Origin of the sequence: Prolixibacter bellariivorans ATCC BAA-1284, from assembly GCF_000621705.1 — a bacterium.
In the GTDB taxonomy this organism is placed as follows: domain Bacteria; phylum Bacteroidota; class Bacteroidia; order Bacteroidales; family Prolixibacteraceae; genus Prolixibacter; species Prolixibacter bellariivorans.
Genome location: NZ_JHXO01000015.1, coordinates 63,365 through 86,416, shown reverse-complemented (window position 1 = coordinate 86,416; position 23,052 = coordinate 63,365). Strand labels below are relative to the sequence as shown.

Sequence of the window (23,052 nt, the reverse complement as noted above, 5' to 3'; positions counted from 1 at the left end):
GTCCGAATTGCCCTTCTCTACAAATAATGAAGGGCGGGGACTGGTGATTACATCAACGTTTGTATTTCCATTTTCCCGGTAGAATAGTAGATTGTTTTTGGAAATAAAGCCTTGCGAATTTGCAGTGCTGTGAGCCCTTCTCTATCATTAGAAAAGGGTTGGGATGAGTAGAAACGTTGTTGCAAAGCAGGAAAACGGACGGAATTTGGTTCTGATGAAGAAAGAAATTAAGCTTTAGCGTGTGATAAAAAGTGAAGCGTACCTCTATAAATACTTCCTGGGTGAAAAACCAAACTGTTTCTTAAAACAGCGACTGAAATAAAGCGGATCGTTAAACCCTACTAAATATGACACTTCAGACACATTGTATTTCTTGGTCTTTAATAATTGCGCTGACTTTTTCAGACGTAATGTTCGAATAAATTCATTGGGGCTTAAATCAGTAAGTTCTTTAATTTTTCGGTAAAGCTTGGAAGAGCTGATTCCCATTTTTGCGCATAGCATATCCACTTTGAGGTCGGGGTTATTGATATTTTCCTCAATTAGATTGCTTAATTGAGTGATAAATTCCTCGTCAACCGGTGAGTGAGAAAGGACTGCAATGTTGCTTTCAATTTCGCCCGAAAACTTTGTTTTAAGCTCTATCCTGGATTTTATAATGTTTTGAATTCTTATTTTTAACAATGCGGGATCGAATGGCTTGGTAATGTACCCGTCAGCACCTAATTTGTAGCCGGTCATTACGTTTTCATTATCTGATAATGCAGTTAACAGGATGACCGGAATATGACTGATTGAAGTGTCTTTTTTCAAATTGACGCAGAATTCGTAACCGTCCATCACCGGCATTTTTATGTCCGAAACACATAATATGGGTTTTATCTGCCGGCAAAGCTGTAGCCCCTGTTCTCCGTTTTCGGCCTCGTAAACTTTATAGGTGTCGGATAAATATTCATTAATAAACTGACGGAGTTCTTTGTTGTCTTCAATCACCAGAATTTTCTTCTTTATGTCCGTCGTCTGCACTACTTTCTTTGTCTTACCAGGGCTTTCGTCAATAAAATCTTTTTGTACATCGAACCTTTCACTGGCATCGTAATTATCTTTATTTATCGGTATTTCAACAATAAACGTACTTCCCGCACCCGGCTCGCTTTTTACAAATATCTTTGCTTTATGCACTTTTATTAACGAGTCAACCAGCGACAGGCCAATCCCTGACCCGGTATTCTCTATTTTGTTTTGTTCAGTTTGGTAAAAGCGTTTAAATATTTTCGTCTGACTCTCCCTGGGAATTCCGATTCCATCATCGCTAATTTCAACGATTAGATACTGTGATTCATCGTCTTTTACATCTACAAACAGATCGATGCTTCCGTATTTATTCGTGAACTTAATCGCATTTGACAACAAGTTGTACAATATTTTTTCGTATTTGTCAACGTCTATCCAACCAATTACCTGGTCCCTATCGCACGTGAAATTGTAGCTTATCTGTTTCTCCAAAGCCAATCCTTTAAAAGAATTAAAGGCGTTACGGGTAGGTCGCAGGATTTCGGTTTGTATGACTTTTAGTTTGAATTCACCATTTTGAGCCTTTCTGAAATCGAGCAATTGATTAATCAGGTACATCAGCCTGTTTGAATTTCTCAGGATTAGCTCTGCTTTGTTACGCTGAACATCGGTTAAATTTTTCTCCTCAAGCAAATGTTTGACAGGCCCAAGAATTAAAGATATAGGCGTTCGTAATTCGTGCGAAATATTGGTAAAAAAGCGGAGTTTCTCGTTGTTTAATTTGTCATCTCTTTCCCGTTTCACCTTTTCCAGAACTAATTCTTGTTTTAAAAGCATTCTCCTTTTCATCTGTGAACGAATCAAATAAAAAGTCAGAACAAGAATTAGGAGGTACAACAAAAGACTTTTATAAGTTAGCCAAAACGGCGGTTTAATTCTGATTTCGTAGGATGAAACCGGACTCCATATCCCATTACTGTTTTGTGTTTTTATCTTAAACACATATTTGCCCGGGTACAAATTGGTATATTGAATGCTCCGGGAATTATTATTGGCATTAATCCAGCTGTTATCGAAGCCTTCCAGCATGAATTGAAATTTATTCAGCTTAACATCAACATATGAGGGTGAAGAAAATGAAAGTGCGAAATTACGATTGCTATAATCCAAAGCCATTTTCCTCGAGTAATTGATGTTCTCTTTTATAATCACATGGCCGTTAATGGTATCTCCCGGATGTACAACTTTGCCATGAACTTTCACTTCGCTAATAAAAGGTAATCCCGCGGTTTTGTATACGTTTGTAATATTTGTAGGAAAATATATAATACCTTCTTTACCCGGAACATAAATCAGAGAGTCGTTAAACAATAAGAATCCCCTGTTACTGAAAATATCCAGTCTGTTTCCACTGTTAATCCGGTAAACACTCAATTGTTTTGTTTTTATGTCATATTTCCCAACTTTATTATTGTTGAAATTCAACCACATTTCATTGTTCTTCCTAAATCGAATGTCGGTAATCCATTCATCCCGTAACTCTTCCGGCGAATCAATGTGTATAAAAGTGTCTTCGGAAGGCTTGTAATAACACAATCCGGTTGTAGTGGCAACCCAAATCCTTCCATTACGGTCAATCGCTATATCCTTGGCAATATCATGAAAAAGTACTCCGTCAGGTAATTTACTTTCGGAATAGGTACGAGCTTTATTATCATAAGGATTATATCGGACAACTCCTGACTCTGTTGCTATCCATATCATTCCGGCACTATCAGAAACGGCCTGATTACTAATAATTTTTGAGAAATAAGCGGGAAGTATTGTTTTGTACTTTAGCGTATGTGGATTTAGCAAAACAGCTTTATTGCCATGCGAACCAATAAAAATTGTTCCATCTTTTAATTTAACAAAAGCCAGCGTGAGGGTTTCTCCTAAGCCTAAATCCAACGTGCGATAACTATTCTTCGGATAATTATAAATCAATATATTACCATTCCACAGACCGCAATAAAAAACTTTCCCATCGGGAGTGTAAATGCTGGCAATGCTTTTGTTCTGTTGGCTCAAAACCGAAAATTTGTTGTTTTTGCCAATGAATAATCCATTATCGTGGGTTGATACAATAATATGATTATCATATGTTTCTGCCAGACCACTTATTCTTGGTATTTTATTATTAATCAGATAGGAAATATTTCGAATATTTTTGAATTGATTTTTGTACCGGTCAAATTTATCCAAACCATTTTCGGTCCCTATCCACAGAACCCCGGATTTGTCGAAAAACAATGATGAAACGGAGTTATCGACCAAAGACGAATTGTCAGACAAGTCAGAATAATACCATCTGTAATTCCCGGTAGTAATATCTTCCAAATGGTCGCAAACAATCAATCCGCCCAGGGTTCCCAGCCAGTATTTTCCCTGCGGGGATTGAGCTACGCAATTAAAATAAGGCCCCAGGATATTTCTGACTGATGCATCCGGAATCCAAAGATTATAAAATTTATCTTCCAGTTTATTCAATTTGTAAAGGCCCTCACGCGTTCCTACAAATATATCTGATTTACGGTCCTGGTAAATAAAATTAACATACGGATTGATCTCTGTTGAGCCCGGAATTGTTAAAGTATAGGTTTTAATTTTGTTGATAGAACCGTCTTTATTAAAACGAATTTGTGCAACACCACCAGTACCGTTACTTCCAATCCATAAACACCCGTAAGAATCTTCATAAATGGACTTTACATAATTGAATCCGTCTATGTCAACTCTCGAAAAAGCATTTGTTTTTTTGTTCAATATGCAAAGACCGCTATCTTTTGTTCCGACCCACATTCTGTTGAATTTGTCATAGAACAAAGCCCTCACCTCATTGTCCGGAAGACTATTGGAGTCATTTTCGTTGTGCAAAAATGTCGTGAATTCCTGTTTTTTTAAATCAAGGCAGGTTAATCCTTTGCGGGTGCCAATCCACAATCGATTTGCTACGGAATCCATTACCAAAGCCGTAATATCATTATTTTCAAGACTGTTATGCTTTGAAGTTTCGCTGGTGTAAGCAGTAAATGTATTTCCATCGAAACTATTTAACCCAAGAAAAGTACCAATCCATAACAAACCCGTATTGTCCTGAACAATGTGCCGTACTGAATTTTGAGACAGACCCTGGTCATCCGAATAATGCTCCAATTTTATTCTGTCGGCAAAAACAGTTGTCGGGAGCAACAAAAGAAGGAATAAACAATTTCGTAGTCTCATTTCAGCACAATAACAACTTGATTGGTAAAACTAACTAATTTCTGCATTTTGTTTCGGGAGGAAACGTATAGCTTTCTTTCCATCCGCCAAGGTCGATAAGAATTCTGTCGACCATAACTCCCGGGTCAACCATCCAAATTCTGAGTTTGTGCTTCCCGGGCTGATTAATGATTTGTGGTGCCGATTTTACGGCTGCATTTTTCAACACATTTTGCTTCCACTCTTCACTGCGCCCTACCGTTTTAAAATCAATTATTACAGGTTCCTGCTCATCTACAGCAACGGCACAGCGAACACTTTTGCCTTTGTAAAGCGGGTGAGTGGGTAAAGCCTGTACCCGGATGTTTGCTTCACCTTTGTTGAAAGTGTAAAAGTCGTATTCCAAACAAGGGCTTTGTTCTTTTATTTGCGCCGGATTGGAGATAGATGCCGCCTGGTATGGCAGGGCAAGCATAACTTCTCCGGAGTAACCAAGGTGCTTTATGGGTTTCCAATTGGCATTTTTGCCGGGGTAACGGGCAGTCCAGTCTCCGGCATTAATCGAAACGTAGCCATTGGCTTCAACAAATCCTTTATAATCGTTCAGAGATTTGAATTTAGGATTGAACACAGAAACACCAATGGCAAGTGTAGTATCTTTTGTTACAAACTGAATGCTGCCGTTTACTTTGTATGACGGTGGAATAAGCTGATAATCATGTCCCAGTGGTGGTTCGTCGGTGTTTTTTCTCTGAGGAACTTTGTCCCAGTCAATACTTACCCAGATGCGTTGTTCTCCTTTATTGTTATTGCCTGACACGGTTCCGTTGCTGACAGATAAATGGATCCATGGTTGTTGCGGAACAGCCGTCCAGTTTATTATTCCGTTGCCTTTCAGGAAAACATCAACAAACGCCGAATCTTTTAAATATTCGTTTAAAACCGGCAAAACATTGGAATAAGCGTTGGGAATATCCTGGTTTACTTCCATTTGATAACCTTCCAGCGCGAGGCCTAAGCTAGCTTTTGCGTCGGGTTGCGGCAGTTCGAACGAGGGCTCAGAGAACACCGGTAAGTTGCGGGGAGCCATACTCATCATCTTATTCCACTTCCCGTTTTCAATGCCTTTATTGTAATAATCAGTTTCCGTTTTGATTTGTTTATAAGCATTGTCTGACGCTTTTGCGAATTGCCCTGCACTTGTTCTTCCCTGTTGAGCTGCGAACTCGTTTTTGTAATGGTATAGCCATTTCTGGTTCATTAATGAAGCTCCGGTTACCGGATAATCGACTAATTCGAAAAAAGCATCCTGCCTGTCGGCCGGAATCGTCGATTTTAATTCCTTTACTTTGTCAGATAGCTGCGTCCAGTCCTTTAAACGCCTGGTTAATTCGTCACCATATCTTATTTGCGTGAGTTCTGTTTCCTGTGGCTTCGTGACCGGTTCGGTTTGGCTCCACGCCATAAACTCAGGACGGCGCATAAAACACAAATGATAATAATCGAGCATAATTTGTGTTAGCTCTTTTTCGTTTTTCGGAGCAAATATATCTCCTAACCACTTTTCCAGATGGTTTACGACAGAATCGGGACGGGAAAAGGCTTTCATATTCCATGCCATATCCATGAATAACTCAATATTGTACTCCATCGGTTTTATATCGCCACAATTTAAGATCCACATATTGTGGTCATTCGTTTGGTAAGCTTTGTGCATTTCTTCCCAAATAAGCAGCGGATGTGTGGTACTGAGCCACAAATAATCGTGCGGACGCCCCCAGTACGAGGCATGATAGTAAATTCCTGCTCCACCGGCACGTTTTTGTTCCCCAGGCGTACTCAATTGGCGGATGTAACCGTAATTATCGTCGGTCCACATAATTGTTACGTCGTCCGGTACTTTTAGCCCGTGTTGGTAATAGCCAAGCACTTCTTTGTACGGAATAAACACTTGCGGTATGGAAGATGCTTTTTCGTGCTTGTCTTTTTCAAGCATATTCCGTTGGTCGGCAATTACTTTTTCCAGCAGCTTAATCCGGTCCTGCTCGGATAAATTCTTAGCATCCATCGGCGAATCATGTTTGCCACGCATCCCGATAGTGTAAATGCTTTCGTAATTTTCAGTTTGCTCAACCCGGCGGTTAAACAGTTTTCGAATGGTATCTGCATTTGTATCGTAACGCCACTCTCCCATTCTCTCGCTGTTCCATTCTTCGTTAATATTGCAAAGCATGGGTTCGCAGTGTGATGTTCCGACAACAATGGCATAATCGTCGGCCGTTTTTGCATTCCCCGGAATTGTATAAAATGCTTTGGTGCAACTGTGCATGGCCGGCCAAATTGTGTTGGCGCGGAGGCGGAGCATTAGTTCAAATATTTTGGCATAGGTTTTTGGCCCGATATCGCCTGTTTCAGGCTCAAAGGTTTTGGCAGCCCAGGGTTGTAGCCCCCAATCTTCGTCGTTTAAAAATAAACCACGGTATTTTACTGATGGTGAACCGTAGGTTTTGTGTGACATGTTCAGTACAATCTCATTTTGATGGATTGGAGTTACATCGGCCCACCATTCCCAGGCCGAAACGCCCATCATTCGCGATAACTCCAGAATTCCGTAAGCCGTGGCACGACGATCGCTGCCGATAATTACCAGAGCTTGTTTGACCCCGGGAAACGGTTTCTCAAGCACCTGCATTGTCCAGCTTTCCCATTTGCCTTTAATTGTCGAAATGTTTACTTTCTTTTCGGTAACCAGCTTGTTAATCCATTTACTTTTACCGATGGTTCCTGCAATAATTATCCGGTTCTCTTTTTGTGGTATTTCACGAATGATTTCGGGGTGTTTTCCTGTTATGTTTTGAACATCTCCGGCAAACATATTGGCGGCAATATGCACCACTTTGGGCTCATTCCCAACTACAACTAAACTTGTGGTGTTGCCCTTCGATACAATTGGGAAAGCTTGTTTTTCGTTTCCTTTAACCGTGGCAGGTATAAAACTGAGAGTGAATAGAAATGCCAGCAGAAAGTCGAATGGTCTTATTTTATCAATGGTATTTTTCATGGTTGTCTAATTCCCCCGATAAATGTGGTTTTAAAATTAGCCGAGCAAACAAAATCAGTGCATTCGTTTTATTCAAACGTTAAAACAAGCGAAGAGTCGGAAACATTTCTTATGCAGTAACTTGCTGTACCAGCCAGTTCAAATTTATTCTTTTTCCCGTTTTTGGTTACCCTGCTAAGTTTATCGCTTGATATTACGTACAGGTTTTGAATTAACGCATTTGCAGGAATGCGAACTTCGTAATTTTTGTCGCCACTTTTTATTACCCTAATGTACGTTTTTGTATTTGACGCCGGGTCGAGAAGGTCGAACGAACAACTACCTCCGGCAACAACATAAAGATCAACGTAGTTTTTTGTTTTCTGCCAGTTTTTACTGTTTCCCGCAATAATTTGGCCTTCGGCATGTATTGAGCCCGCTTTCATAAATACCGGAAATTCTTCCATGGATTTGGTAACTTCAATCGTTTGCCCGCCGGTGTATTTTTTGTGGGAGTAAAAGTCATACCAATTGCCTTCGGGTAAAATAACTTTGCGGCTATTTTGGGCAGAATACAAGGGAGCCACCAAAAAAGCATCCCCAAAAATGTATTGATCCCAGGTATTTGTGAAACGTTTGTCTTCGGGATAAACCATTGCCATTGGTTTCATTAGCGGGCCTGTTTCAGCAGAATTATTCAACATGGAATAGATGTATGGAATAAGTTTCATACGTTCAGTCAGGATTTGCGCGTAGCGTTTTTGAAATGCCTCATCGTATTGCCAGGGAGTACGCTCCCGGCCCCTGCCACCCGATCCGTCGAGTTTTATTTCGTAAAATCCTGTCCATGAACCAAACTGAAGCCAGCGTGTGTAAAGCTCCGGGGAAATATATCCTTCGCCAAGATAACCGCCCACATCGGTTCCCCAATCAGGAAATCCCATGAAGCTGCAACGCATGGCATTTGCTATGTTGGATGCCAGTCCGTCCCAGTTTGCCCGCACGTCGCCACCCCAAACGGCTGTCAGGTAAGGCTGGCTCCGTTGGTAAGCTGCACGCGCAAAACTTGCATTGTCGCGGCCCCAGGCCTGATTGAGCAGGCTATCGGTAACTCTTGCATACAAATAGGGATATTTATTTCGTTTTGAATAATCATCGGTTTTGTCAGCCCAATCTTCCGGAAGCGGAAAAGTTTCGTCCGCACGGTCTAATTTGTGTCCTTTCACCCCGTATTTATACTGATTGTTTTCTAACCTGCGGTGAAATTCGGCAATTGCGTCTTTATTTGTCAAATCGATATAACACATTTTTCCTGCCAGCAAGCCGGGAAAATCTGTATCTCCAAATGTGGCTGATGCAATCCAGGTCATCAACTCAACTCCGTATTTGTTATTTAGTTCGCTAATCCATTTCTCGGGGTGAGAATAATGATCGCTGAAATCCATTTTCGACCAGCCATTGGCACCATCGCTGTACGGACGGTCCACAAACATTGCTGTAATCGGGATGTGTAGATCGGTGAATTGTTTGGCATCATCCAGAATTTGCTTGCTTCCCGTATTTTCATCTCTCCAAATTACCGGACCACAAAACCAGTCGGGCACATATTTGGGCGTACCAATAATTGAATAGTAATCGTTGTAAATGGTTTTGTAATTGCCCGTAAAAATGTACCAGTTCAATTTTCCCGTGTTGTGCATGAGAATGGTTTTTCCTTCCTGAGCCAGACGGTATTGCCCGGAACTGAATGAATCGAAAAACGAGGCATATCCCAGTGAATTGAAGAAAAAGGCCGAATGAACTGAAGCGCAGTTTTCGTGGTAGCGGTACGATTCCGGCTGTATCTCCACGTCAATGGTAGCTCGACGCAGGTTGGGCGACTTTTTATTGTCGGGATAAAGCGTTTCCAGTAAACCATAGTAATTTCCGCCAAGATCTTTTAAAACAATCTGAACCTGTCGTGCCCACTTCGGAGCTGCAAAAACATGGATAAAGTCCGTTTCAATGTTTATCCAAAGTGTATCCTGCTTTTGAACTGTTTCTTCCGTTCCTCTCGGGTTTATCCACGGATAGTAGGTAAGCAGTGCAATTTGTTGCCCTGTCTTACTTATCACTTTTACCGAATCAGCATTTCTGAAATCGAATTGAATATTTTCAACTTCCACGAGCTTTTTCCCGGAACGATAAAGTGAAAACCCCTTGTTGGAATTTGATAATTGCAGCGAAATATCGGAAGCATAAATGCCTGTATGAAAAAGCAAAAACGGGACGATTATGAAATAAAACTTTGAAATGTTTTGCATGGCTAAGTATTATCTTAATCTCATTTGTTCCGATAAATTATGACTGAATATGAGGTATCTAATCATACTAAATGTATTTCCATAAGGGAATTTAAAAACTTCGGATGTTTTAAATTTTAATGTAGATGCGTTTCTTATTCAGCCACCAACCTAATAACCAACATACCATTACGTAAGCGAATGCGGTTACCAGGGCTCCAAACGGACCGGGGAAAATTTGCTGAAATATCTGTTCACTTACCCACTCAAATGCATCCTGATGCGCATTAACCGGGGTCATACGCAGCACGACATAAAATAGCTCCGAAAACAGGTAAATGAATAATGGGTTCTTACCAAAAATGGTAAAGTATTCAATACCAAATTTGATTTTCCTGATTTCGATAGCATAAACCAAAACAGCCATAATTGCCAGATCCCAGCCGATGGTGTAAAGCACAAACGAACTGGTCCATAGCTTTTTGGCAAATGGAAAAACCAGGTTCCACCAGAAAGCAAGTGCAATTAGGCCAAAAGCGATCATTAGAAGCTTAGAAATACCTTCAAACGATTTCCCCTTCTTTTGAATGAACACACCGGCGATATAACCACCAATTACATTTACAATGGCAGGCAGGGTACTCAATAAACCTTCAGGATCGAACGGAATGCTGTCCTTTTTATAAATATGCCCCAATCCCAAAACCGACATATCGAAGCGGGTAACGGCATTGGAAGCCATTGTGAGTTGGGCACCGGGTTGCCCGAAAATATACAGAATGGCCCAATACGCCAGCAAAATAATGCCCGAAATAATTAAAGCCTTTTTTTCTGACAGGTAATAAAATATAATTGATGCAAAGAAATAGGCCAGTGCAATGCGCTGAAGGACGCCCATTATACGGGTTTGGTCAATGGGTTTCCACATAAAATGCCCATCGGCACCAAAAGTGAAAAACGGGAACCAGTACATGAGATAACCCAACAGGAAAATAATTATAGTTCGTTTTACAATTTTTGTCCATACCTGCGACGGCTCCATTTTTTTCATCTTCAGCATCGAAAAGCTCATGGCATTTCCAACCGCAAATAAAAAGGATGGGAACACCAAATCGGCAAGAGTAAAACCAAACCAATGAGCATGAACGAGGTATGGATACAAATGGGCTCCTGTTCCGGGAGTATTAACAATAATCATCAAAAAAATGGTGATTCCCCTGAAAACGTCAAGCGAGAGGAAACGTTGCGGTTTTTGTGTGATAGTATTTTCCATATTAATAGTTGTAATCTATTTTAGGTTGAATTTTTGTTAAAGGAATAATTTGAGCGCGATACTTTTTGTATAACTCTTCCACAACTTGGGTTGCATTTCCCTGAGCTTCTGTTGGAAAGTCTTTGTGACTTTGTACCCAGTTCCATTCCCATTGTTTTATGTTGTCATCAAATTTCTTTTGGTCGAAATGTCCCCAGTTTTTAGTTACACTGTCGATAAATTGTATCCAGCGCGGTTTATAAAAATCGCTTAACAGTCCGCTCCATTGTCGGTTGCTGTATTCGTGCAACGGGCTGTTGGCGTCTCCCCAGAGTGTAATCAGGTCGCGGGCATTCTTTTCGTACAGCGCTTTTTCTTCGGGAGTTTGTCCGCAGCTTCGGGCGTCGGCAAGCCAGGGGCCCAGCAAAAAGTCTTTGCGGGTGGCAAGCAGGCGATCCATATCATCGATCAAATCCAGAAACTGAATGCTGTATTTCCTGAAACTTTGTTTGTCGTTGTGTTTATACGCAAGCGCCATTTGCTGTTGTACAGGCAAGGCAACGTTCGCCAGAACCTGACGCGTAACATCTACCAAATCGTATCGAAATCCGTCGGAATTTTTGCATTCCGGAATTTGTTTCACAAACAAGTCCCAGGCAGGAAGTAAATCTACCGGATCATAATTCAGCTTTGTCCGTGCCCAGCGGCGATAGCCTGCAAATGTGGGCCGCGCTACAATGATTGATTCGGCACCGTCGCGAATTACTTTTCCGTTGTAAACCGTTTTCACTAAAATATTCCAGGCATTCACCAGTTCGGCGTTGGTCTCACCATAACGATTTCGGATATAGCTTTTCAGCCAGTTTTGCAGGTCAATCGGTGTGTTTCGCCAGGTATTATCCATCATTAATTCATACAAAACCGGATTTTGCTCAATGCCTTCCATGGTTAAGCCAATCCCTCTCATTTGCCCCGAAGTTGTATCGTTTAGTGCTTCAGCAGGGTGTGTGGCTACATTTTCAATACGGCCAAACATGCTGATATTACCTCCAAAATTATGCAACATGTTCCAAATCCATTGTTTGCCGTAAAATGCATGGGTGCGCTTCCATACCGGCTCAATTTCGGCAGCCAGGTCCAGAATGATCATCTTATTGTTGGGAACAGCTTCAAGCAATGCTTTTATTTGCGGAGCTTTCCAAAATTGGCGATGACTGTAAAACAACCATCCCTGCATCACCCAAACGGCGTCGGGATCGGCTTCTTTCATTCCTTCAAAAACTTTACTGCTTAATTCCGAAAGGTATTGAGGCTTGTCTGAAGGTGGTTCGTTTTCGTTAAACGTGTCGGCAGAATATAAATGGTTGGTTCCGTATATTTTTTGTTGCGCTTCCAGGAATTTTTTCCCGATTTCAGCAAATAGCGGATCGTTGGCATCCAAGATGTAGGTGTCGCCGAAACCGTTTCCCCAGTTGGTGCGTTTTAGCTTTGCATGGGGGAAATATTTTTTAAATGAAGCCGGAACATGACCGGTAAATGCCGGAAGTACGGGTTTCATGCCCAGTTCGCGTTCGCGTTGCAGTATTTTCTTTTGCAAGTCGCGGTGACTTTCTTTCCAGCTCATGGGTAATGGTCCACCCCAGCCGTCGAGGTTGCCCATCCAGAACCATGAAAAATAGGCCGGACCACTGAAAAACGGATTCAAATCTTCGTCGGTAAATCCATACGAACGATAAACTTCGTCCCAAACATAGGCTTCGCCGGTTATTGCCAACGGCATGTTGATTCCGTGCAAAGCCATCCAGTCGATCTCTTTTTCCCACCGAGCCCAGTTCCACCAGCTCATACTGTAATTGAAAGTACAATAATTCAGATAATACCGGTACTCATAAGGCGTATCCTTATGGATTGTTCCTTCAACCTTCGGCAACTTAGTGGGCAAGTTTAGGTTGGTCCCATTCCAGGTTACCTGGCAATGACAATAATTCTTCAGGTAATAATAAAGAGCAGAAGCTACAGAACCATCGTTATTGCCCCGCAATATGATTTTATCGTTTTTTGATTGAATTTCAAACCAATCTTTTTCACCTTTTGACGCCTTCGTTTCAACAATGAAATCGGAAGCATACTTCGGAATAACGCGCTTGATAAGTGCTTCTGCAGGCGACAAATCACGTTGTGTCGGAGTATCTTTTTTACATCCTGATGTTCCGCCAATAATTGCAAGAAACAGCAAAATATGTAATAGCCGTTTTTTTACAGGAAGAGATTTGTTAACCATAGTGTTTGCTTTAAATTTTGTTGTCATCCGGTTTCGACGGCGGAAGTTGGTTCTTTCCCCATGTTTCTGATGGTGTTCGTCCCATTTCAATAACCAAAGTGCCACCGGCTATAATATCGCTGTGTTCAATCCATGCTTTCTCGTAAGGTTTCCCGTTAAGCGTTACTGCTTTTATGTATTTGTTTTTATCCGACAGGTTTTTTGCTTTGATAGTAAAATCTTTCCCATCAGGTAGGTGCAGCGTTGTTTCTTTAAAATAAGGAGCGTTAATGAGGTAATACGATTGCCCGGCATTGGGGTATAGGCCCATCATATGAAATGCCAGCCACGACGACATGGCACCTGAGTCATCATTCCCGGGAATTCCGTCTCTTTTGCTGCTGTAATTTGCATCAATAATCTGATGAATGCGTTCGTTGCTTAGGTCTGGTCTGCCAATCCAATGGTATAAATCAGGACTTAAAAAAGATGGTTCGTTGCCAACATTATAATACCCGTTGTCGAAAAACGTATTCAATCGTTTTAAGAAAGCCTCGTTTCCTCCTGATTTTTTGATGAGCGTAGCCACATCGTGCGGTATTGAAAGGGAATATTCCCATGAACTGGCTTCGTAAAAAATACCACACCACCAGCATACACAATTGGGCCAGTCTTGCGACAAAGGCGTATATTTCAAATAATTAATACGGCCATTATTAACATTACACAGAATACTATCCACCCACTTACCATGCGCATCTTTCGGCATAATAAAGCCTCGTGAACCATTGTTCTCAATATCTCGCCACAGGTTTTGCCAGTTGTCCGACTGTTTAATGAAACGCCAGTATTCACCTTTTCGCTTGATGCCTTTCGCAACCATGGCTAAGCAGTAATCGTCGTACGAATATTCCACCGTGCGGTTTCCGGAGCGTACATAGTCAGTGGAAACATAGCCCAAGCGGTTGTAGTCGACCAAACCACCCCGGCCTTCTTTTTCCTCATTGCCACCCGGAGGATACATGGCATCTTTCAACATGGCATTGAGTGCCTCTTTGTAGTTGATACCTTTCAATCCTTTTACAAAAGCATCGGCAATCACAATTTCGGCATTAGAGCCGCCCTGCGTTCTTCCGTTGCAATTTCCACTTCGGGCGTCGGGCATGTAACCATCGTGTTTGTATATATCTATCAGCGCGTTAATAATAGCTACCTGACGTTTCGGATCAAGTAGGGTTATCAGCGGGCTCGAAGACCGGTAAGTGTCCCAAATAGCGTAAAAGTCGTCGTAATACGGGCCATCGTTTTCCCAAAGAGGATTCTCTCCCGTGCGGTCAACCGGCATTAACATAGTGTGGTACAGTGCCGTATAGAGCATCATTTTCTTTTCCGGCGAAGCATCTTTGTCGACCTCTACACGTTGCAAAATCTTATCCCACTTTTGTTGCGTTTCGGTGAGTACTTTATCGAATTGCCAATCCGGAATTTCGTTATTGATGTTTTGTTTCGCTTTCAGGCTGCTGATAAATGAAATGCCAATTTTCATATTCAGCGATTTGTTTTTAAGATGGTTGAAAAAGAGCATTGCCCCGGTTTTGCTTCCGTCGTCAACCTGCGTTGCCTGATTGGGAAAGAATGTCTGCTGTTTCCAGGTAGAAAAACTGCCGAATGGCTGGTCGAAAACAGCCGCAAAATAAACGGTATAGGCGCTGCCGTTGTTCCATCCGCCTCTGACTTTTGTGTAGCCCCGCACTTCGGTATCGGAAACTACTTCCACTTCGGAACCGACAAATTGCTGCGTTTCGCGGCCATTTTTTATGTCGGTTTCATCCAGGTATCTTCCCAAATCTATTTTTACGGCATTCTTCCCTTCGGAGCTGTATTTAAATTTGTAAAAGGTGGCTCTGTCGGAAGTCGTAATTTCGGTTTTGATATTCCATTTTTTTAGCCGGACAGCGTAATAACCCAACTGTACTTTTTCATCGTCGCGAAACGATTCCTGCTTAACCGATTCGAAATTACCGGAAATGGGCATTACCGAAACATTGCCGTATTTGGCTCCTCCGCCCGTGCCACTTACATGCACCTGGCTGAATCCGTAAATGGCTTTGGTTGTATCGGCAGAATAACCACTGTTGGCATGTACATCGTTGTCGGGCCCGGGCTTAATCATCCCAAAAGGACACGAAGGTCCAATGAACACATTTCCCGGCCCTTCAGAGCCAATCAGAGGATTTACAAATTGATGGTTTTGGCTTCTTGCCTCCAATTGTAAAAGCGCGATAAAGCAAATTAAAAGAATGTATTTTATATTTTTCATAACCTTGTTTCACACAGTAATACAGTCAATTATGCACAAGTTCTGTTGACGGCCCGCTAATAGCCATTTCCAGTTTTAATATCCCTCCGTTTACAATATCCTCATGTGTTATTGAATACGATTTTACAGGCGTATTATTTAATCGAATCGTCCTCACAAATACATTGTCAGGGGTGTTGTTGTTGCATTCAATCTCAAAGGTTTTGCCCGGATAATATTCCGGATTCAGATGAATGATAACTTTGTCGAAAATGGGGCTTCCAATCTGGTATGCCGGGTTTTCTTCTGTTCCGCCGTTCATTTGAAACAATCCAATTTTCATTAACACAGCCAGACTTCCCATTAGTCCCTGATCCTCATCCCCATTGTATCCAACATTTTCCGATAAACCGGAAAAAACTCTTCTTACCACCCTGCGCGACCAGAATTGGGTTAAATCGGGTCGGTTCAATTCATCAAAAATAAAAGCCGCTTGTATAGAAGGTTGATTGCCGTAATTTATCGGAATACGGCTGTATTCCGGATGAAGTTCTGCCGCATGGGAAGTTCCCGAGGTAAATCCGAGCTTTTGTGCTTCCATAAATTGGGTATTCAGTTTTCTTACCGCAATTGAATCGCCGCCCATTAAACGGGCTAATTCTTTCAGATTGTGAGGTACAAACCAGGTTGACTGGGCTGAGTTGGATTCTACGAAGCCATTTTCGTACTGGTAAGGATCAAAGTCTTTTTTCCACTTTCCATTTACATCTTTCGGAACGTTCCATCCTAATAATGGATTGAAGATATTCTTGAAATTGAAGGAGCGTTTCAGAAAATAGTGATAATCGTCGTCTTTATGAAGTTTTTTTGCCAGTTGCGCCAAAGTCCAGTCCTGATACGCATATTCCAGAGTCTGTCCGGCTCCGTCTTCATGAGCACCAAAATTTTCTTTATAGGGAAGCGGGTAAGGCACATAGCCTTTTTCAATGTAAAAACTCAGTCCTCCGCCCTTATCCGTTTTATGTTCGTAACCGGATTTGCCCATGATTCCTCCCGACATATGGTTCTTCTTTAGTGCCTGATAAATAAATTCTAAACTGTCTTTTACAATTCCTTTTTGGATGGCACTTACAATGAATGGTGTTGCCGGAGCTCCCGTCATGACAAACGTATAATCGCCACCGGAAGGGCCCCGTGGAACCAGGTCCCCATCTTTATAATATTGCATGAGCGAATGAACGAAGTCTTCCATGATTTCAGGATAAACAAGTCCCCAGAGCGTGTTAAGTGTCCATTGCGCACCCCAAAAGGCATCCGAATTGTACATGTTAAATTGGGGGTGCCCGTTCTTGTCCGGTGGTATTTGTCCAATGCGGAATTGTTCCTGTGTATTATCCGGATAGGCCCCATTTACATCGCTTATTATTCTTCGTCCCTGCAAAGCATGCCAAAGGTCCGTGTAGAATCTCCTTTGATCGGCTGCTGTTCCTCCTTCAATCTGAATTCTTCCCAACATTTTGTTCCATACCTGTTGAGATTGTCTCACAATTTCAGAAAAATCCCAACCGGGCAGTTCTGTTTGTAAATTAAGGGATGCATTTTCTGCAGAGGTATATGAAATACCTACTTTCATGAGTACATTTTGTACTGAAGATTTCAACAGAACCAGGTAATTATGTGTTGCACTATCTTGTTCAATTTGAGTGATCGGGCTGTTCAGTTTAATTTTAAAATACAGGGTAAGGGGCTTTATACGTCGGTGTGTTGGAGCCATTACCAGGCTCCCGGAAAGTTCCTTGTTGCTATCTTGTTTTAAATATCCGGCAGTGTTGTTAGATGGGCCTAAAAGGGTATTCAGATTGAATAAAATCGCTTTTTGAATATCTTTTTCAGGAAAGGTATATTTATGAAAACCAACTCGATTGGTACTGGTTAACCCGGCTTTGATGTCATATCGGTTTAACACAACAGAATGATATCCCGGAGTAACGATCTCAGTTTTATGAGAGAAAGGAGAGTAAAAATCTGAAAATATTTTTGTGGTTTCTGTTTTATCTAATGTTACGGGTATGACTGATAAACCAGACATCTGCCAGGCATGTATGTGGCTGAATCCTTTAATGGTATCGGCTTGATACCGGTATCCACTGTTCCATGCTCCATTAATTTCAGTGTCGGGGCTCAGATTCACCATGCCAAACGGACGGCAAGCTGATGAAAAGAAGAACCACCTCGAATTTCTAGTGTCGAGTAGCGGATATACTTTATTAACAAATTCGTTAGAAGCAGTTTCCGGTATTTTTTCATTGCATGCCAATGCAAATAAACTTAAGAACAGAAGTTTGCTTCGTATTAAAAAGTTTGTTTTACTTAAATACATGCTGGCTTTATTAGACAGGAAGACTACAAGTCTCGCAATAGCGAATTAAAAGAGAATATAGGCAAGTGAAAAATACTTCGCCTATATTCTCATAACACTTAATGCTTATTGTTATTCGATATATTATTCATAACCCGGATTTTGGGTAATAGAACCACCGCTATTATCAATTTCGGTCTGAGGTATCGGCCTGAGCAAATCGTGTTCGTCGATTGCATGGTTAAAAGCAACATGTGGATTATGTGCCAAAGCACGTTCTATCAGTTTGCCGGTTCTTTTCAGGTCCATCCACCGGTTAACTTCTCCGGTTAATTCACGAGCTCTTTCATCCAGGATAAAGTCAAGATTAACATCATCCGGAGAAACAGGGGTTGTTAAACCGGCCCTTGCCCGCAGTGTGGTAAGATAACCAGCTGCAGTTGCCTTGTCGTTCATACCAAGGTAAGCTTCTGCAGCAATCAGATAAGCTTCACCACTTCTCATAACAACCATGTCCCTTTCGCCGTTGGAAGGTTGGTCAGGTTGTGTAAACGCTACATCCGGGTCGTCGAATTTTCTAAATATAGGATAGTGTACATTGGTAATTCCGTCACTTGTGAAGTATTCATCCGGATTAATAACCTTATAAGGCACCGCCGCTCTTTGGGCATCAGTCCAGGCTACTTTGGGGAAATACATTGCAGTGTCTCCGACTTGAATGTTAACCGTTTCTCCGTTTAATGTAGTTGTTGCTTCTTTCGTAGCATACAACACCCTGGAAAAGGTCGCTTCAGCACGTTGGTCGGCGTCGTCAAACAGGGAATAGTAAAATGGAGTGGGCATCGGGCCAAGGCCTTGCACGGTTCTTGACAGGCCGGGATAATCGTAAAACCTGAATTTATACATCATGTGCTTTGAGTTACCCCAACCTCTGCTTACCGAGTTGGTACCGAACAGGTACGCAAATACGACTTCCGAATTACGTTGATTATTAATGCTAACTAAACTTGAAAAAGAAGGAACCAGCGGGTGATTGGCGATCACTATTTTGGCTAACTTGGCTGCATTTGAAAAATCGTCACTTGCAGCGTATGATTTGTAAGCTCTTGTTAAATATACTTTTGACAGAAGATGTCTTACTGCATCTTTTGAAACCCTTCCGTATTGAGCAGGATCTTCCGGTACTGCCGATAATGCATCGGTAAGGTCACTGATTATTTGTGAGTAGACTTGTTCTTCAGTAGCCCTGACATAGTTTTTTTGGGCAGTTGTAACCTGGTTAACCACTAACGGAACACCTCCGTAATTGACCACTAAATTAAAATAGGACATAGCCCTGAAAAACTTAGCGTCTCCAATGCCAACTGTTCTTGTGCTATCGTCAATCCCTTCAATTACGTCGGCATTATCAATTGCCGTATTAGCCGCTGCGATTATTGCATATTGGTCAGTCCAGTAAACGCTAACCGTGTAATTCGTAGAGTTAAGGTTGACATAATCATTTAAATCACTGGTTCCTAAAATTAACGATCCGCGTGTTACGACGTCCGTACCCAGATCCTCCAGGCTATAATACATGTCGGAAGTATAGTGCGTAGTATATTCACGTGATAATTCATACGCACGTGCTACCAACTGATCAAATGTCTCCGGAGTGGATGCTGCAGTTTCCAATGATAGCGAGGTGTAATTCTTTTCATTAAGGAAACTGGTACAGCTGGCTGCGAAGAAACTCAAAGCCAGTAGTAATGATAGTATTTTATAATTTGTATGCTTCATTTTTAGAATCGTTTAGTGTTTAGAAATTTAAGTTGATACCTGCCATATATGTGCGGGACATAAATGCTCCACCCCATGAATTTCTACCGGCATTCTCCGGATCCCATCCCCCGTATTTCGTGAAGATAAATGGATTTTGAACGGTTGTATAAACTCTTAAGCCAGCAATGTGGGCACGTTTCAAAATGTCGGCAGGAATCGTATATCCTAAAGTTATGTAACCGATTTTTGTGTATGAAATGTCTTTGTATTTAGATACCCAGGAATAAGGCCCGCCATTCCCTGGCTGATACCAGTCGTTCGTTGGGTTACTTGGAGTCCAGTAGTTTACTTTTGCAGCATTAAACAATCTTGATGGGTTTTCATCGTAAGGGAATACCGTGTTTGAGTAGAACGTACTCCAGATTTTATTTCCCTGGCTGGTAATTACCGAAAAGGAGAAATCAAAATTTTTGTAATTCATGGAACTGGTAATACCTCCGGTCCATTTTGGAGTTACCTGACCAATTACTTTACGGTCTTTCCCGGGAGTAATATGCCCGTCGCCATCTAGGTCTTTTACCCTTACCTGTCCAGGTTTTTGTCCATACTTGGCAGCCTCAGCAGCCTGATTCGATTGCCAAATTCCGTCGTACACGTAATCGTAAATTGAACCAATAGGTTCGCCTACTTTGTTAATCAGGTTAGTTCCTTGTACATTAAACTGAATTTCATCAAGGTTGCCGTATAATTTGTCAATTTTGTTTTTGTTACTGGCAAAGTTGAAGTTGGTTGTCCATTTAAAATTACCGTTATCAACGTTCACAGTGTTTAATGATATTTCTACACCATTGTTACTTGATTCTCCCACATTATTATACGTTCCACTGAATCCTGTAACCGAAGGCAGCGGCGTGAAAAAGATAATTCCAGTCGTTTTTCGATGGTAAACATCAATTGAACCGAAAACGCGGTTATTGAGAAAACCATAGTCAAAACCGACGTTTTCTTCCGTTGTTTTTTCCCATGTCAGGTCTTTATTGGCCAATCCTGTAACATAGGCAGTAGAAACTGATGTGCCTCCCAGGTTGGTTGCACTGCTGCCAAGTAACGATTGAGAACCCAGAGGAGCCAATCCGCCCCCTTCTCCGTTGTTACCTGTTTGTCCAATACTTAACCTGAATTTGGCACTGGATAACACTTTTTGATTTTTCATGAAACCTTCATCAAGCATCTTCCAGGCAAAAGAAGCAGACGGGAAAAATGCCCACTTGTTATTATCCGCAAGAATAGAAGACCCATCGTAACGGCCGGTGAAGGTGAACAAATACTTGTCGTTTAAACTATAATTTATCCTGCCGGTATATGATTCCAGCGTTTGTTCGGTGTAACCACTTGAAACATCACGAATACTAAGGCCAGCTCCCAGATTATGAAACAGATAATTGTCAGTGGTGAAGTTTCTTACTTGAGTATAATAGCTTTCGTCATTTTCCATGTACCTCGACATTACTGCTGTAATATTGAAATCATGGATGCCTTTTTTGAACTTGTAATTAATGATATTATCCCAGGTGTAGGAGAGGTAATTGAAATTATTTACCTGAGCCCTTCTGTTGGAAGGATTTCCACTTACACTTTTGGAATAGAGTCCGCGATATTCACCATAACGGGTGAATTTAACATCCGGCGAAAACTTAGACGTAAGAGTCAGGTTCTTTACCGGGGTCAATTTTATGGCAATATTACCTAACCATTGTAAGTATTTGGTTTGTTTGGTAATATTTGATGGTTCAAAAAGTGGATTTGTCACTTGTGTTTCTTTCGAAAGTGGGTAAAAACGCAACGAGCCATCAGCGTTGTATGGGCGGCCAATTGGTTTCAAACGGTATGCACTTCTGAAAGCCTCCCAGCTACCGGTATTCTGAATAGCATAAGTCATATAACTTCCAACACTCAGGTTTAACCAGCTAAGTATATCAGAAGAGACGTCGGCCTTGACATTGTAACGGGTAAAGTTTTCGCCTCCAACCGTTCCGTTATCTTTTGTATAACCCATACTGGCTGAATAAACGGTTTTGTCATTTCCACCACTTAAGTTGAGCGTGTGGTTGGTTTGATAGCCGTTAACACGAATGAGTTTTACCCAATCGGTATTAACACCATCGGCAATATTTTGTAACTCTTCCGCATCCAGGTAATCCGATAATACCACATCGGCGGTGGTGAAGTTGTAATCGCCGGAAGCATAGTGATTACCCACAACATCATCCTTTAAATACTGTACATATTCATCAGTATTTAACATTTTGGGCAGGTGGTATGCCTGTTTGAAACCGAAATAATTATTGTAGCTAACTCTTAATTTACCTTTTCTACCTTGTTTTGTTTGAATTAAAACTACCCCGCTACTACCTCTCGAACCATAGATTGCTGTGGCCGAAGCATCTTTCAGAATATCCATTCTCTCGATATCCGACGGGTTTAAGAATGAAATGTCGTCTACAGCAATTCCGTCAACAATAAATAACGGGTTTTGTCCCGGGTTATAACCTCCCTGGCTCGCTGTTTCATTCGTGTTGATGGTGCTGGCACCACGAATACGAATGTTAAACCCACCTGAACCCGGTTTATTGTCAGTACGTTGAATGACAACTCCGGCAGATTGGCCTTCCAATGCCGAAATAGCATCTACTTTATTTGCCTTTTCCAATCGTTGGTGATCCACGGAGTTCACTGCTCCCGTTAAGTTGCTCTTTTTAACAGAGCCATACCCAATGGCAACTACTTCGTCAAGATTAACAACTGATGGTTCCAAATGAACGGTATAAGTTGTCTGGTTGGTAACTGGAACTTGCTGAGTTTTATAACCTACAAATGAAAACTCCAGCAGTTTTGATTTTCCCGTTAGCTTCAGGTTAAATTTCCCATCCATGTTGGTCACGGTTCCGTTAGTTGTCCCTTTTTCTACAACCGTTACTCCCGGAACAGTGGTGTTATGCTCGTCGTACACAACACCGGAAATTTGTTGCGCTTGCGCAAAGGTGTTAAATGAAATGCCGAAGAAGATGGCTAACACCAATAATTTTAGTTTAGTTTTTTTCATAGAAAATGAATTTTAATTTCAATCCAAGCTCAAGGTAGGTTCCTTTAAATATCTACATATGGACAAATTATTCAAAAACATAGACAAATCGGTATTTGCTTTTTCATTCAATCCCTAAAACCAGATATAAGATTGACAATTAACCAAATACACAAAACTCTTCTTGTACGTATTTTGATTGGTCATCGCTTTTTTTTCCGGAAAATGATTGAAAGACTCCATAAATCAACAGAGGCTCCCAACTCAAAATGAAGCCGGCAGTACAATTGATTTGTTAGACGAGTTTTGTAGTTTCTATTGTTGAGCGATGATGAGCGATAGCGCCGTTGCGGTCGTAAGAGCGTTAACGTTTTAATCGGGGCCGGCACGCGACCGCATTCACCTCACCACATTTTTGTTCCCATGGCGGTGCCACGGGTTAATGCTGCAAGACCTTTGG

At 41.5% G+C, this 23,052-nt stretch carries 9 protein-coding genes; all 9 read right to left on the bottom strand.

Annotated features, from left to right (window positions below; translation table 11 throughout):
- Window positions 1-264: 264 nt before the first annotated feature.
- Window positions 265-4,278 (bottom strand): two-component regulator propeller domain-containing protein, encoded by a 4,014-nt coding sequence (locus T426_RS0118965; protein WP_025866076.1) that lies wholly within the window; start codon window positions 4,276-4,278, stop codon window positions 265-267.
- 34 nt (window positions 4,279-4,312) lie between these two features.
- Complete coding sequence (locus tag T426_RS24320) at window positions 4,313-7,318, bottom strand: glycosyl hydrolase 115 family protein (protein ID WP_025866075.1); 3,006 nt, start codon at window positions 7,316-7,318, stop codon at window positions 4,313-4,315.
- A 68-nt stretch (window positions 7,319-7,386) separates the two neighbouring features.
- Entirely contained in the window at window positions 7,387-9,600 is a 2,214-nt protein-coding gene (locus T426_RS0118955) for a glycoside hydrolase family 31 protein (protein ID WP_025866074.1), read from the bottom strand.
- Between the two features lie 109 nt (window positions 9,601-9,709).
- Entirely contained in the window at window positions 9,710-10,852 is a 1,143-nt protein-coding gene (locus tag T426_RS0118950; protein ID WP_036985057.1) for an acyltransferase family protein, read from the bottom strand.
- Window position 10,853: 1 nt separating this feature from the next.
- Window positions 10,854-13,112, bottom strand: a complete 2,259-nt coding sequence (locus tag T426_RS0118945; protein ID WP_025866072.1) for an alpha-N-acetylglucosaminidase — start codon at window positions 13,110-13,112, stop codon at window positions 10,854-10,856.
- Between the two features lie 10 nt (window positions 13,113-13,122).
- Window positions 13,123-15,411, bottom strand: a complete 2,289-nt coding sequence (locus tag T426_RS0118940; protein ID WP_027586128.1) for a GH92 family glycosyl hydrolase — start codon at window positions 15,409-15,411, stop codon at window positions 13,123-13,125.
- Window positions 15,412-15,436: 25 nt separating this feature from the next.
- A complete protein-coding gene (locus T426_RS24315; RefSeq protein WP_025866070.1) occupies window positions 15,437-17,770 on the bottom strand; it encodes a GH92 family glycosyl hydrolase in 2,334 nt (777 codons plus the stop codon).
- A gap of 123 nt (window positions 17,771-17,893) precedes the next feature.
- A complete protein-coding gene (locus tag T426_RS0118930; RefSeq protein ID WP_027586127.1) occupies window positions 17,894-19,528 on the bottom strand; it encodes a RagB/SusD family nutrient uptake outer membrane protein in 1,635 nt (544 codons plus the stop codon).
- 19 nt (window positions 19,529-19,547) lie between these two features.
- On the bottom strand, window positions 19,548-22,613 hold the full coding sequence (locus T426_RS0118925) for a SusC/RagA family TonB-linked outer membrane protein (protein WP_027586126.1): 3,066 nt from the start codon (window positions 22,611-22,613) through the stop codon (window positions 19,548-19,550).
- Window positions 22,614-23,052: the final 439 nt, after the last annotated feature.